The organism is Pantoea sp. Lij88, assembly GCF_030062155.1.
Lineage (GTDB): Bacteria > Pseudomonadota > Gammaproteobacteria > Enterobacterales > Enterobacteriaceae > Pantoea.
This window is the reverse complement of sequence record NZ_CP118269.1, coordinates 1031911-1046223: the sequence shown is the minus strand read 5'-3', so window position 1 is coordinate 1046223 and position 14313 is coordinate 1031911. Positions and strand designations below refer to the sequence as shown.

The window sequence follows — 14313 nt, the reverse complement described above, 5'->3', positions numbered from 1 at the left end:
AGCTTATTCGTTGCGGCCAGATTCACCCTGATTCGGGATTATCAACTGTCTGAGGCGGCCTATGAGCCGCCTGATTTTTAAGTGCGTCAGATAATCCGCTCACTGCCCTTGAAGTCACGCAGGAAACTGCCCCAGCGACGTTCGTAGAAGGGGGTGATGTGGGCGGTAAAGAAGTGGCTGATGCCGCGATCGTTGAGCGTCACTTCACAGATATCCACCGGCGCATCGTCCGGCAGCGTATCCGTTGCCACACTGCCCGCCGCCTGAATGATTGCCTCGATGTTGCTGTCCGCTTCAATACCAATCAGCAGATTGGGCGCTTCGTCGGCCCGCTCACGAATGCTGGCGATAAAGGCCCGGCGCACCTGCTTATGCTTAGCGAACAACTGGGTCAGCGAGTCGATCATCTGTGCTGGCGGTTCCGCCACCTCAGAGAGCAGCAGTGACTGTCCGCCTTCCAGCACGGTTTGCTGGCTTAGCGCACTGCCCTCTTCGGCCAGCAGATGGGTGATCTCAGCCGCAGTAAACTCTTTGCCGGAAGGCAGTTTGGGATTGAGAAACAGCGTCTCGCCGCGCGTAATCTCAAACAGCGTCCGTACCGGCAGACGCAGCCAGGACTGCTCACCGCTCACCGCTTCACTCATCGCCTCTTCCGAGGTGAAAAAAGGAATGATGCTGCTGCCATCCTCTTTTTCCCAGTGCTGCAGATCAACGGGCGTGCTGGCATCAAGCTGTTGCGAGGTGCTTTCGCCTGGCACAAAGGCGTCAGATTCCAGCAGCAGTTGGAAAAACTCGGGCCGATGGGCAGGCTCAGTGGCCGCCAGCTTCAGCACCTCTTCAAGACGGTTCATAGTTTCCCTCTGAACAGCGGCAGCCTCAGCCACCGCTGAGATCGGCTTATTTCAGTAACAGATTGGCGAGGGTACGCACACCAAGACCCGTTGCACCTGCCGCCCACTGATCAACGGCGCCTTTACGATAGGTCGCGGAGCAGTCGATGTGCAGCCAGCCCTGCTGGTAGTTGCTGACGAAGTGTGACAGGAACGCCGCCGCGCTGCTGGCACCCGCCGCATGAGACGGACTGGCGATGTTATTAAGATCGGCAAAGTTAGACGGCAGATGGCTGCGATGGAATTCGGCCAGCGGCAGACGCCAGAAAGGTTCGTTCTCACTTACCGCGCTGCCCATCAGCGACTGCGCCATCACATCATCAAAGGTGAACAGCGCATGGTAATCGTTGCCCAGCGCCGTCTTAGCCGCGCCGGTCAGCGTTGCGGCGTCGATGATCATCGTCGGATTCTGCTCGCTGGCGTCGATCAAACCGTCAGCCAGGACCAGGCGACCTTCCGCGTCGGTGTTCATCACTTCCACCGACTTGCCGTTGCGATAGCGAATGATGTCGCCCAGCTTGAAGGCGTTGCTGCTGACCATGTTATCGGCACAGCAGAGGTAGAGTTTGACGCGCTTGTTAAGTCCACGCGAAATCGCCATGGCCAGTGCGCCAGTAACGGTCGCTGCGCCGCCCATGTCAGACTTCATCGAGTCCATGAAGCTGCTCTGCTTCAGGCTGTAGCCGCCGGTATCAAAGGTGATGCCTTTACCCACCAGGCAGGCGTAAACCGGCGCATTCTCGTCGCCGGTCGGGTTGTAGTCGAGCGCCAGATAGACCGGCGGACGATTTGAACCGCGTCCCACCGTGTGCAGGCCCATGTAACCCTGCACCCGCAGTTCGTCGCCTTTGGTAATGCGATAGCTGACGGCGTCACCGCCCACTTCACTGATCAGATCGACGGCAGTGTGCGCCAGCTGCTCCGGCCCCAGATCTTCTGCAGGCAGGTTAATGACGTTGCGAACCCAGTCGATAATTTTCAGACGGCGATCAAACTCCGCCTGCTCATGTTCGCCCAGTTCGGGCCATTCAACCTGACGCTGGCCTTTCGGGCCACGGAAGCCCTGCCAGAATGCCCAGCACTGCTCAAGGTGCCAGCCTTCGCCGGTCAGCGCCACATGGCGGATACCCTGGCCATCAATTTTGTGCGCCGCACGCTGAATGGTATTCAGCGCATCCGCGCCGGTCAGGTGCAGTGTCATGCCGCTGTCGTTGCTGCTGAGAATCGCTTTCTCGCCCCAGCGCGCATCGGCGGGCTGGCTGCTAAGCGTAATAGTCATGGGTTGTGTGGTCATCAAAAGCTCCGTAATCGTTATCTGTTTCATCCAGCCTGATTGTTATAACGGCTTTAATAAGATGTTAAATGTAAATCGCAGAGAGACCTGATAACAGATTCCGCCGGGCGTTGCCAGCGAAGTGCCCATATTGGCGCAGTTTCCGGACTTAAGCCGGGTATCAGGATTTCATTAAGTCCCGCAGACGGGTCACTGATTTCTGTACCAGCGCAATGGCGTAGTCGATCTCTTCTTGGGTCGTGAAGCGTCCCAGCGAGAAGCGCAGCGAACTGTGCGCCAGCTCTTCACTCAGGCCCAGCGCGCGCAGAACATAGGAAGGCTCCAGGCTGGCAGACGTACAGGCCGAGCCGGAAGAGAGCGCCAGATCTTTCAGCGCCATGATCAGTGATTCACCCTCAACGTCAGCGAAACTGAGGTTAAGAATGTTTGGCGCGCGCAGGTGTTGATCGCCATTAAGCGTCACGCCCGGCAGTGTGCTGATGCCCTGCCACAGACGATCGCTCAGCGCCTGCAGACGTGCCATCTCAGTTTCGCGCTCTTCGGCTGCGATGCGATAGGCTTCGCCCATGCCGACAATCTGATGCACCGGCAAGGTGCCGGAGCGCATCCCGCGTTCATGTCCGCCGCCGTGGATCTGCGCGGCAATCTGCACGCGCGGTTTACGCCGGACATAGAGCGCGCCGATGCCTTTCGGGCCATAAAGTTTGTGGGCAGAAAAGGACATCAGATCGACGGGTAACTGGCTGAGATCGATAGGTAATTTGCCGACACTCTGGGTGGCATCGACATGGAACAGAATCTCACGTTCGCGGCAAATTTCACCAAAGGCGGCGATATCCTGAATCACCCCGGTTTCATTATTCACGTGCATCAGGGTAACCAGAATCGTGTCGTCGCGCAGCGCCGCACGCAGCTGCTCAGGTGAGATAATGCCGTTAGCCGCTGGCTTCAGATACGTGACCTCAAAGCCTTCGCGCTCCAGCTGCTGACAGCTGTCGAGCACCGCTTTGTGTTCTGTCTGGCTGGTGATGATATGTTTGCCGCGCGCCTGATGGGCGTCAGCTGCACCTTTGATCGCGAGGTTATCGGATTCGGTGGCGCCAGAGGTAAAGACGATTTCGCGCGGATCGGCGTTGACCAGTTCGGCGATCTGGTTGCGGGCAACATCAACCGCTTCTTCAGACTGCCAGCCAAAACGGTGCGATCGCGAGGCCGGATTACCGAACGTGCCATCCAGCGTCAGAAACTGCATCATTTTGCTGGCCACACGCGGATCGGCCGGCGTGGTGGCGGCGTAATCCAGGTAAATCGGTAATTTCATTGCGCTACAGCTCCGTATAGAAAATCATACGTCTTTATAGCAGATTCGGCCCTGACCGCGTTAGCAGTAAGGGCCGGAACAGCGGGGATTACGAGGCGCGTTGGTTGACGTTAATTTCCTGCGAACGCGGGCTCTGGAAGCGACGATTATCGATCGCATTCTGACGATCGGCCACGTCCAGGATCTCCTGATTATTCACCAGCTCAGCCAGCGTAATATTGTTCAGGAAGTCACTGATACGCACGCTCAGATCGCGCCACAGCACGTGAGTCAGGCAACGTTCGCCGCCCTGGCAGCCTTCTTTACCCTGGCATTTCGTCGCATCAACAGACTCATCCACGGCGGTGATCACTTTACCGACAGAGATGGTACTGGACTCTTTACCCAACAGATAACCGCCGCCCGGGCCACGTACGCTGGAAACCAGACCATTTTTACGCAGTCGGGAGAATAACTGCTCCAGATAGGAGAGCGAGATGCCCTGACGCTCGGAAATATCCGCCAGCGGGACCGGACCTTCATGGGAGTGAAGGGCAACGTCCAGCATTGCAGTAACGGCATAACGTCCTTTGGATGTCAGTCTCATAGCGTACGACCTCAATAGCGTCCGGTTATCGGAGGATTAGCAACAGATGCCATGAAGTCTGCCATTCCCGAGTAATTTGGTCAACTATTTAACCTGGTAAATTAGTCAGGTATTTAACCTGGTAATTTACTCAACTATTATCTGCTTCTTTTTTCTCGTTTTTACGCTTTTCAAACGAGGAAAGCATGCCGCGCAGGATGTTCAGTTCATCACGTTCCGGGCGCGCGCGGGTGTAAAGACGACGCAGTTTGCTCATCACCTGGCCTGGATTCGCTTCGCGGATAAAGCCGCTGTTCAGCATCATCTGTTCCATATGCTGATAGAAGCGCTCAAGGTCATCCACCAGCGGATAAGGTGACTCTTCAAACGTCGGTGCCGGGCTGGCCTGTTCCTGCGACTGTAGCCACGCCATGCGCACTTCATAGGCGATAATCTGAACCGCCATCGCCAGGTTCAGCGAGCTGTATTCCGGGTTAGCCTGAATCGCGACGTGATAATGACACTTCTGCAACTCTTCATTCGTCAGGCCGACGCGTTCACGACCGAAGACCAGCGCGACCGGTGCCTGCTGCCCCTCTTCCACGCTTTTCACGCCGCATTCACGCGCATCCAGCATCGGCCAGGGCAGCGAACGGGAACGTGCGCTGGTGCCCACCACCAGGCTGCATCCGGCGATCGCCTCATCCAGTGAGTCGACGATTTTTGCATCGCCGATAACGTCGCTGGCCCCGGCGGCCAGGGAGATCGCCTGGGAGTCAGGTTTGACCAGCGGATTCACCAGATAGAGGTTGGTTAAGCCCATGGTTTTCATGGCGCGCGCAACGGAGCCCATGTTACCGGTATGAGAAGTCTCGACCAGCACGATACGAATATTTTGCAACATGATTAGGGATACTCAGAAACGGGTCAGTAAAATCAGTAGAGAGAATCCTAACATAAAGCAGGACATTTACCGAACACGCTGCTATACTCCGCGCCGTTTTCCCCGTTCTTTAACATCCAGCGAGAGATACCGATGCATCCAATGCTCAACATTGCCGTGCGCGCAGCGCGCAAGGCCGGAAATTTAATTGCCAAATATTACGAAACCCCGGACGCCGTCGAAGCCAGCCAGAAAGGCAGCAACGACTTCGTAACCAATGTTGACCGCGAAGCAGAACGCCTGATTATCGAAATCATTCATAAATCTTACCCGAAACACACCATCATCACTGAAGAAAGCGGTGAGCTGGCGGGCGAAGATCAGGACGTTCAATGGGTTATCGATCCGCTGGATGGCACGTCCAACTTCATCAAACGTTTACCTCACTTTGCTGTTTCTATCGCTGTGCGCATTAAAGGCCGCACTGAAGTCGCCGTTGTTTACGATCCAATGCGCAATGAGCTGTTTACCTCTTCACGTGGTCAGGGCGCTCAGCTGAATGGCTATCGTCTGCGTGGCAGCACAGCCCGCGATCTGGATGGCACCATTCTGGCGACCGGTTTCCCGTTCAAAATGAAGCAGCACGCGCCTGCTTACATGAACATCATGACCAAACTCTTTACCCAGTGCGCTGATTTTCGTCGCACCGGTTCTGCTGCGCTGGATCTGGCCTATGTGGCTGCGGGTCGCGTTGATGGCTATTTTGAAATTGGCCTGAAGCCATGGGATTTTGCGGCGGGTGAACTGCTGGTTCGCGAAGCGGGCGGTCTGGTCACTGACTTCACCGGTAACCACGGCTATCTGCTGTCAGGTAACCTGGTCGCGGGTAACCCACGCGTAGTGAAATCGATGCTGTCGAACATGCGTGATGAGCTGAGTGAAGCGTTAAAACGCTAAGTTTCAGTACAGAAAAAGGCGGCCTCTCAGCCGCCTTTTTTATTGCCTGTTATTCAGTGATGATTAACGACGTTCGTGTGCCAGCACCTGACGGGGCTGAGTACGACGACCTACCCTACCCATCACACCAGCCAGTACGGCTTCGATGATCAGCAGAATCAGGGCATACCAGCTTGCTTTAGCGGTGGCAGCAGCGGCTTTCTCACCGGCTTCACGCGCTTTCTGTTCGGCCTGCTGTTTCAGTTCCTGATACTTCTGAACGGCCTGCTGATAGCTCTGCTCAGTTTTGGCGACAATCTGATCCACTTCCTGATCGCTTTTACCGGTACGCGCTTTGATAATATTTTTCAGCGCATCGCGGTCGGCGGCCTGCAGGGTATCTGAATGACGATCCATCACACCTTTTACCCAGTTAGTCAGATCGGTATCCGCTGTCTGCGGATGGTTCGCGGTGTTGTTAGCCTGGTTTTCTGCATTCTGCGCTTCTTTATTTGCATCCTGCTTCAGATTCTCTGGCTGTAATTCCGGCTTACCGGTCTGGCGTAATGTTGTTTCCAGTTCGTTCTGCAGGTTATCTAAATTAATATTATTCTCCTGCAGCTTTTCTTTAGCCATTTGAGTAACCGAAGGCGCAGCAGCGGAAATACCACTTCCCAGCGCCTGGAAACCTGAACCCACAATATTCATCGCACCACCTAATACACTGGTCGCCAGTGTAATAGCCAGGTAAATAGTGAAAATTGTGCTAAGGCCAAACATCAGTAAACCGTGCAGTGCGCCTTCGCGCTGCGCCAGTCGACCGGCAACATAACTACCTGCCGCCATCGCGACCAGCATTTCAATGGCCGTCCAGACCAGTGCGCCAGTGCCAAGGCCATCAAGAGGATTCTGTTCTTTCATCGGATCAATGGTGGTAGCACCAATGGCGGTTCCCAGCAGCGTCAGAATGATGTGAACGATTAACGCACAAATGACACCGGCAAACACGGCGCTCCAGGAAATACGCTTCAGCGGTAATCCAGCGGGCCCGGTCGCCAGCGTTTCGGTGTAGCCATTATTAATACGGGTATCAGCCATGAAATATACTCCTCGCAATAAACAGAAAGCTGTCTTGATCTTTTATCATCCCGACGGCGGAATGCCGTTTTGGTATTAACAGCGTAGACAGGGAATTCTTATTTCACCACTAAAGCAGGCAGAGAAATAATTAACGGGGTGAATTTAAAGATAATTAACGAGGAGAAGAGCGCAGCGGAAACTTTATTTCCGCTGCGTTTTTAGTCAGAAAGGTCGAATGCCGCCGCCCAGTGTCAGCTGGGCTGACTGCCATAATGCGATACCCGCCACGATTAAAATCAGGCTGCCGACCAGGGCCATCACGGGGATCAGCAGTCGCGTTATGCCGGTGGCAGCACCAGGCCGGGCCAGCCGTTGCGCCACCGAACGCGCCTGCTGCACCAGCAGGCCAATCGCTGAAATGGTCAGTGCCGTACCGACCGCCATCACCGCAGCAGAGAGAATGCCCCAGCCATAAACACCGATTACTTTGGCAAACAGCAGCATCATAATCGCGCCGGAACAGGGACGTAATCCCATCGACACCACCACCAGCAACTGGGTTTTCCAGCTGACGTTGCCGTTTATCTGCTGCGGCGTCGGCAGATGCGCATGCCCACAGCCGCACAGCTCATCATGCTGATGATGAGGTTGAGGCTGAGGCTGGAAAGCACGAAATACCGGAGCGGGCCGGGGATGCAATGCCCGCCACAGCGAACGCAGCGCCCGATAGCCGATCATCACACCCAGCCCGATTACCAGCAGATAACTGCCCTTCTCCAGCCAGAAACTGCTGAGATGCAGCTGGCGCGACGAGGTTTTCAGCACCACCAGCATCACCGTTACCAGCACAATCGCGACCGATCCCTGAAGCAGTGAGGCAAGCAGCGTCAGCCTGATACTGGTTCTGACGCGGCTCGGATGGGTCGCCAGAAAGGTCGCGATCACCACTTTGCCGTGGCCCGGACCCAGCGCGTGCAGCACGCCATACAGCAGGCTGAAGATCACCAGCGACATGCCAGCCTGCTGGGGCTGCTCCGCCACCTGTTGTAATAGCTGAGTCATCTGCCGGTGCAGATCTTTCTGCCACAGCACGCTCTGCAGCAGAATCTGCGACCAGTAAAGCCAGACCAGTAGCCCACAACCCAGGAAGAGTCCTGCCATCAGCCAGAGTGGCCAGAGTCGGGTGGCCCGTAACGGTGTGGAGATCACTGACATGTCAGTACCACCGTCTGCGCGAACTGGCGACCCAGATCCATCTCTTCGGCCGGGGCATCCGCTTTATCCAGCGACAGGGCATATTGCTTCAGGGAGTCATTGGGCTTTGGCGTATTCAGCGCAAACTGGCAGCGCGTCTGCAGCGCCGGTGGCAGCGTTAACGCGCCAGGTTTGTCGTAGAACATATCGACAAAATAGGTGGGATCAAAGGTCAGGATTTCAAAGCGCTGGCCGGTCAGCTTCGGGGGTTCAGCCAGCGGCAGAATAAATTCCAGCACGGCTTTATGGCCGTTACGCGACAGATTGTATTCCGTTGGCAGATTCAAAAACTTTACCCGCTGTTGGTTGTGCCAGATTTCAGAAAAGTAGTGCTGGCCCAGCACGTTCGCCATCACGCCCGCCGCCAGCTTTTTCCACACCACGCTGCCTGGTTTTGCGTCGCCCGCGTCATACAGCAGATCGGCGGAGGTAATCTCATCCATGGTCCAGGTCATCTTTAATCCGGTAAAGGTATCGCCCTGCACCACCAGTTCCGTTTTCATATCGATGAAGCTGTGCGGATGTGCCAGCACAGCCGGACTTAATACCATCAGCAAAGCAAAGAGTGCGCGTTTCATAATGTTATAAAGTAACGTTTCCGATGAAAAGGATCTATAAGTAACAAAATTATGTGACCCGCCTTAAACCTCCGGCAAATAAACCGCGTAAAGCGCGCAGGCGCTGACCGGGTTGACTATTCTTAGCTCAAAATAGCCTGCTGGAAATCTGATTGATGAGTTCTGCTACCCCTTTGGCACCACTCTTCTCCCGTTCACAGCGTCAGTGCCATCTTTTATTGCTGCTGTTTCTGCCGACACCTTTGCTTACGCTTGAAAAAGTCTGCCAGCTGAATGGCGTCGATCCTGCCGTTGCCCGACAGGATATCGCGGATGTGGGCCTTGAGATACAGCGATATCACCAGCTGGAACTGCATCAGATGGTGGATGGCAGCTTTCGTCTTCATGGAACAGAGTTGGATCGGCGCCTCTGTCTGTTGCACAACCTGCGACGCAGTCTGCGTCTGTCGCAGGCGTTCGTCTGCGCGCATTTTGCCGCTCCTCTGCGTCAGCGCCTGAAGGTGATGAAGATTGAAAAGGCGCTGTGGGATGAGACCAATTTACAGGCACTGATTCAGCACTGCAGCCTGCGTCTGAAGCGCGACTTCAGCGAACGCGACCGGCTGTTTCTGCAGATATTCATGAAGTACGGGTTGTGCCAGCGTCAGCCGGTGCTGTTCAGTGAGGCGCAGTGCCTGTGGCTGCAGCAGAAGCCTGAGCGGCAGGCCGCCGAGGATGTGATTTACCACTGGCGCAAACGCTGCCACATTGCCCCGCCCGTCAGCGAAGCCGACTTCTGGACGCTGCTGTTCAGCCAGATCCATACGCCCGTCGTTGACGCCATTGCCCATCCTGCTGAGCAGCAGTTAATGAACGCCACTCAGCAGCTGATCAATGACTTTGAAGCCTGTGCCGGGATTACCTTCGCGGACCGCGACGAACTGCTAAACCAGCTCTATCCTCATCTGGCGCAGGCGCTGGATCGCACTCACTTCAATATCGGTATCGACAATAGCGTGGCACTGGATGTCAGCCGCCTCTATCCTCGCCTGCTGCGCACGACGCATGAGGCTCTGCAGGCTTTTGAGCAGCATTACAACATCACTTTTACGCCGGAAGAGGTGAGCTTAGTCACTATTATTTTTGGTGCCTGGCTGATGCAGGAGAGTGCGCTGCAGGAAAAGCAGGTGCTGATCCTGACCGGCGACGACGCCGATCTGGAGCAGGATGTGGAGCAGCAGATCCGGGAGATCACCCTTCTGCCTGTCAATATTACCTATCAGGACATAAAACAGTTTCAGCGGGATGGCGCGCCGCGGGATGTCGATATCATCATCTCGCCCTACCCGACTTCGCTGCCCTTGTTCTCTCCGCCGCTGGTGCATGCCGAACTGCCGCTGACGTTACACCATCAGCAGCGCATTCGTTATTTACTGGAGTCGTAGCCCGGACGCAGGAACAGCGCGGGCAGCGCCACCAGCGCCATTACCCAGAACAGATGTCCCTGCAGATGGGTAAACAGCACGCCGCAGATCATCGTCATCACCGCTATACCCCCGCCCATCGCCAGCGCGGAATAGAGCGACTGCAGGCGGATCACTTCTGCGCCCTGACGCGCCGCGATAAAGCGCATCGCCGCCAGATGACAGACGGTGAAGCTGCCACAGTGAAGGATTTGCGCCACAATCAGCAGCGGCAGCGCGGTCGTGGCTCCCATCAGACTCCAGCGGATCAGCGCGCAGATGCCCGAAAGCAGCAGCAGATCGCGCGCGCTCCAGCGGCGGAACAGCCGGTTGCTCAGGGCAAACACCACAATCTCCGCCACCACGCCCAGCGACCAGAGATAACCCACCGTCGAGGCGGAATAGCCGCTCTCCTGCCACCAGATAGCACTGAAGCCGTAATAGGCGGCATGCGCGCCCTGCAGCAGCGTCACGCAGAGCATGAATCGCCAGACTGCATTCTCACGCAGCAACGCACGCCACACCTGCCAGCCGCCGCCCGCCGCGCCCTGCCGCTCATTGCCCTGCGGCTGAGTAACGGGTGTCAGCATCATGCCCGCCAGCATAGAAATCACACCGACGGAGAGCAGCAGCAGAATGGCATTAGAGGAGTAAGCACTGACCAGCACGCCGGTTAACGCCGAGCTGATGACAAAAGCCAGCGATCCCCACAGCCTGACCGGTCCGTAGGCCAGCCCAATCTGCCGGGTCCAGGTAGCGGCCAGCGCATCGCTGAGCGGGACCAGCGGCGAGAAAAAGAGGTTAAAGCCGATCATCACCGTCAGCAGCCACATCCACTGCTCACCCACCCAGAAACCGGCGGCGAACAGGCAGGTCATCAGCGCCAGCAGACGCAGCGCCGTAATTAATTTTGAAGGATTTTTGACCTGAGAAGCGATAAGCAGACTGCCGACAAAGCGCGCCACCATGCCACAGCCGAGCAGGAGGCCAATCTTTTCAGCATCCAGGCCGGTGCCTTTCAGCCACACGCCCCAGAATGGCAGATAGATGCCGTAACAGAAGAAGTAAGTGAAGTAGCCCAATCCGAGCCATCTGGCGGAGCCGATTGCCATATTCCCTCCAGCAGGTTTGCTGCCTGGCAGCATAAGTGGGCGCTACTCTGGCAGAGCCCTGCGGGACAGGCAATAAAAAAGGATGGCAGATGCCATCCTTTTTATGCTGCCTCACAACAGGTTAACGATTAAGCGTAGACCGGCAGACGGCTGCAGATATCCAGCACTTTCTTCTTGGTGCGCTCAATGGTCGCTTCGTCATTGACGTTATCCAGCACATCGGCGATCCAGCCAGCCAGCTCGCGCACGTCCGCTTCGTTAAAGCCACGACGGGTAACGGATGGCGTACCGATACGGATACCGGACGTCACAAAGGGGCTTTTCGGATCGTTTGGCACGCTGTTCTTGTTAACGGTGATGTTGGCACGGCCCAGCGCCGCATCCGCTTCTTTACCGGTCAGGTTTTTGCTCACCAGATCGATCAGGAACAGATGGTTATGGGTGCCGCCAGAAACGATGTCATAGCCACGCTCAATCAGCACCTCAACCATCGCTTTGGCGTTTTTTGCCACCTGCTGCTGGTAGGTTTTGAATTCCGGCTCCATCGCCTCTTTAAAGGCAACCGCTTTACCGGCGATAACGTGCATCAGAGGACCGCCCTGACCGCCAGGGAAGACAGCAGAGTTCAGCTTCTTGTAGAAATCTTCGTCGCCGTTTTTCGCCAGAATGATACCACCACGCGGACCCGCCAGCGTTTTGTGGGTGGTCGATGTCACGATGTGCGCATGCGGGATCGGACTTGGATAGACGTCTGCGGCAACCAGGCCAGCAACGTGCGCCATATCCACAAACAGCCATGCACCCACGCTATCCGCGATTTCGCGCATTTTCGCCCAGTCGCAGACGCCGGAATACGCTGAGAATCCGCCAACGATCATTTTTGGCTTGTGGGTTTTCGCCAGTTCAGCCAGTTCATCGTAGTCGATTTTGCCGGTCTCATCGATACCGTAAGCAACCACATTATAGAGTTTGCCCGACAGGTTAACCGGTGAGCCGTGAGTCAGGTGTCCACCGTGCGCCAGGTTCATGCCGAGGATGGTATCGCCCGGCTGCAGCAGCGCCGTGTATACCGCGAAGTTAGCCTGTGAACCTGAGTGCGGCTGCACGTTAGCGTAATCGGCACCAAACAGCGCTTTTGCACGGTCAATGGCCAGTTGCTCAACGATATCAACGTACTCACAGCCGCCGTAGTAGCGTTTGCCCGGATAACCTTCAGCGTATTTATTGGTGAGCTGAGAACCCTGTGCCTGCATAACACGCGGGCTGGTGTAGTTTTCAGAAGCAATCAGTTCAATGTGCTCTTCCTGACGCACTGTCTCCTGCTCCATCGCCTGCCACAACTCGGCATCGTAATCGGCAATGTTCATATCACGCTTTAACATCCGGATCTCCTGACTCAGCTAACTTTCTGACGGTATTTACCCCCCTTCAGGGGCGAAGGCCCACAGTGTAAACCGTTTTAACAGGTGAAGGTAGGGTGAACCGCCTCTTTTTACGCAAACGATTGGCTGGCTACTGGCAGCGCTTTTTTACACCTTTTTCCCCTGTTCAGGCGCCCCATTTTTTCTCCAGGATGTGACGGCGGCTTGTGATCATGCACCTGAAACTTGCCACCTGGACAACCAGAAAGTTTACCGGGTTATTTACACCACAGGCGAAGCGGCTATAAGATGCATTTAAAATACATGTTTATAAAGAGGCCACTGATATGCTTGATGCACACACTATCGCCACCGTTAAATCGACCCTGCCTGCCCTCGCCGCCTGCGGTCCAAAGCTGACCGCCCACTTTTATGACCGCATGCTGTCGCAGCATCCGGAACTGAAAAACGTCTTCAACATGAATAACCAGCGCAACGGCGATCAGCGCGAAGCTCTGTTTAATGCCATCTGCGCTTACGGCGCGAATCTGGAGAATCTGGCCGTGCTGCTGCCTGCGGTGGAAAAGATTGCGCAGAAACATACCAGCCTGAATATTCAGCCTGCGCAGTACGCCATCGTGGGTGAAAATCTGCTGGCAACAATCAAAGAACTGCTGAATCCGGGCGAAGAGGCACTGGCTGCCTGGGGCCGGGCCTATGGCGTCCTGGCAAATGTCTTCATCAATCGCGAAGAGGAAATTTATCAGGAGACCGAACAGCAAACCGGCGGCTGGCGTGGCACCCGTGCGTTTCGTATCAGCGCAATTGAGCAGCAGAGCGAGGTGATTAAAAGCTTTACCTTCAGTCCCGTGGATGGCGGCCCGGTCGCCGCCTTTAAGCCCGGTCAGTATCTGACAGTACACCTTCAGCCTGCCAGCTTCGAACATCACCAGATTCGTCAGTATTCGCTGACTCATCTGAGCAACGGCAAAGCGTACCGGATTGCGGTCAAACGTGAAGCGCAGGGCACCGTCTCCGGCTGGCTGCATCAGAATGGCAAAGTGGGTGATGAGCTGATGCTTGCCGCGCCGCACGGCGACTTCTTCCTGGAGGTCGATCCTGGCACACCGGTAGCGCTTATCTCCGCAGGCGTAGGTCAGACGCCGATGCTGGCGATGCTGCATGCGCTGGCGGCCCGTCAGCACCGCGCGCCGGTCAGCTGGCTGCACGCCACAGAGAACGGCAAACAGCACGCGTTTGACGAGGAAGTTCGTGCCACTGGCGCACAGCTCGCCGATTTCGTCAGTCATGTCTGGTATCGCGAACCCGCCGTTGAAGATGCCGGTCACTATGACGCGCGGGGTCTGATGGATATCAGCGCGATCTACGCACGTCTCGCCTCACCCGACACTCACTTCTGCCTCTGCGGCCCGCTGCCCTTTATGCAGCATGTGGTGTCGCAGCTGCGTGATGCCGGTGTGGCAGATGCACGCATTCATTACGAACTGTTTGGCCCGCATAAAGGCATGTGATTGAGCGATAAAATAGCCCGCGCTACAGGCTTAGATAACCGGCACTCCGATGTGAACCGGCAGCT

At 56.0% G+C, this 14313-nt stretch carries 13 protein-coding genes; 3 read left to right on the top strand and 10 right to left on the bottom strand.

The window, feature by feature from the left end; translation table 11 throughout:
* Positions 1–86 precede the first annotated feature (86 nt).
* The 5 genes from sseB to trmJ form a co-directional block, all read right to left on the bottom strand.
* Positions 87–851, bottom strand: a complete 765-nt coding sequence (gene sseB, locus PU624_RS08785) for an enhanced serine sensitivity protein SseB (protein WP_283547310.1) — start codon at positions 849–851, stop codon at positions 87–89.
* A gap of 46 nt (positions 852–897) precedes the next feature.
* Positions 898–2184: an aminopeptidase PepB gene (gene pepB, locus PU624_RS08780; protein WP_283547309.1), complete on the bottom strand. Its 1287-nt coding sequence runs from the start codon at positions 2182–2184 to the stop codon at positions 898–900.
* Between the two features lie 160 nt (positions 2185–2344).
* The gene (locus PU624_RS08775) at positions 2345–3505 is read right to left on the bottom strand and encodes an IscS subfamily cysteine desulfurase (protein WP_283547308.1); all 1161 of its coding nucleotides are present in this window, start codon (positions 3503–3505) and stop codon (positions 2345–2347) included.
* A gap of 88 nt (positions 3506–3593) precedes the next feature.
* Entirely contained in the window at positions 3594–4091 is a 498-nt protein-coding gene (gene iscR, locus PU624_RS08770) for a Fe-S cluster assembly transcriptional regulator IscR (RefSeq protein WP_283547307.1), read from the bottom strand.
* A 130-nt stretch (positions 4092–4221) separates the two neighbouring features.
* On the bottom strand, positions 4222–4974 hold the full coding sequence (gene trmJ, locus PU624_RS08765) for a tRNA (cytosine(32)/uridine(32)-2'-O)-methyltransferase TrmJ (protein ID WP_283547306.1): 753 nt from the start codon (positions 4972–4974) through the stop codon (positions 4222–4224).
* 132 nt (positions 4975–5106) lie between these two features.
* Here trmJ and suhB point away from each other — a divergent pair, with 132 nt between their 5' ends.
* Positions 5107–5910, top strand: coding sequence for an inositol-1-monophosphatase (gene suhB, locus PU624_RS08760; RefSeq protein WP_283547305.1), 804 nt, complete (start codon positions 5107–5109; stop codon positions 5908–5910).
* A 63-nt stretch (positions 5911–5973) separates the two neighbouring features.
* Here the strand turns inward: suhB and PU624_RS08755 are convergent, their stop codons facing one another.
* From PU624_RS08755 to PU624_RS08745, 3 genes are all read right to left on the bottom strand, one after another.
* Positions 5974–6987 (bottom strand): TIGR04086 family membrane protein, encoded by a 1014-nt coding sequence (locus tag PU624_RS08755; RefSeq protein ID WP_283547304.1) that lies wholly within the window; start codon positions 6985–6987, stop codon positions 5974–5976.
* 204 nt (positions 6988–7191) lie between these two features.
* Positions 7192–8184 carry a nickel/cobalt transporter gene (locus PU624_RS08750; RefSeq protein WP_283547303.1) on the bottom strand — a complete coding sequence of 331 codons (993 nt, stop codon included), beginning with the start codon at positions 8182–8184 and terminating at the stop codon, positions 7192–7194.
* Positions 8175–8801 carry a DUF1007 family protein gene (locus tag PU624_RS08745; protein ID WP_283547302.1) on the bottom strand — a complete coding sequence of 209 codons (627 nt, stop codon included), beginning with the start codon at positions 8799–8801 and terminating at the stop codon, positions 8175–8177. Before PU624_RS08745 ends, PU624_RS08750 begins: the two co-directional genes overlap by 10 nt.
* Positions 8802–8956: 155 nt before the next feature.
* On the opposite strand from PU624_RS08745, the gene csiE reads away from it, so the two are divergent.
* Positions 8957–10225, top strand: a complete 1269-nt coding sequence (gene csiE / locus PU624_RS08740) for a stationary phase inducible protein CsiE (RefSeq protein ID WP_283547301.1) — start codon at positions 8957–8959, stop codon at positions 10223–10225.
* Here the strand turns inward: csiE and PU624_RS08735 are convergent.
* On the bottom strand, positions 10207–11355 hold the full coding sequence (locus tag PU624_RS08735) for a 3-phenylpropionate MFS transporter (protein WP_283547300.1): 1149 nt from the start codon (positions 11353–11355) through the stop codon (positions 10207–10209). The two genes, csiE and PU624_RS08735, sit on opposite strands and share 19 nt — an antisense overlap.
* A 128-nt stretch (positions 11356–11483) precedes the next feature.
* On the bottom strand, positions 11484–12737 hold the full coding sequence (gene glyA, locus PU624_RS08730; protein WP_283547299.1) for a serine hydroxymethyltransferase: 1254 nt from the start codon (positions 12735–12737) through the stop codon (positions 11484–11486).
* A 326-nt stretch (positions 12738–13063) separates the two neighbouring features.
* Here glyA and hmpA point away from each other — a divergent pair, with 326 nt between their 5' ends.
* Entirely contained in the window at positions 13064–14248 is a 1185-nt protein-coding gene (gene hmpA / locus PU624_RS08725; RefSeq protein ID WP_283547298.1) for an NO-inducible flavohemoprotein, read from the top strand.
* Positions 14249–14313: the final 65 nt, after the last annotated feature.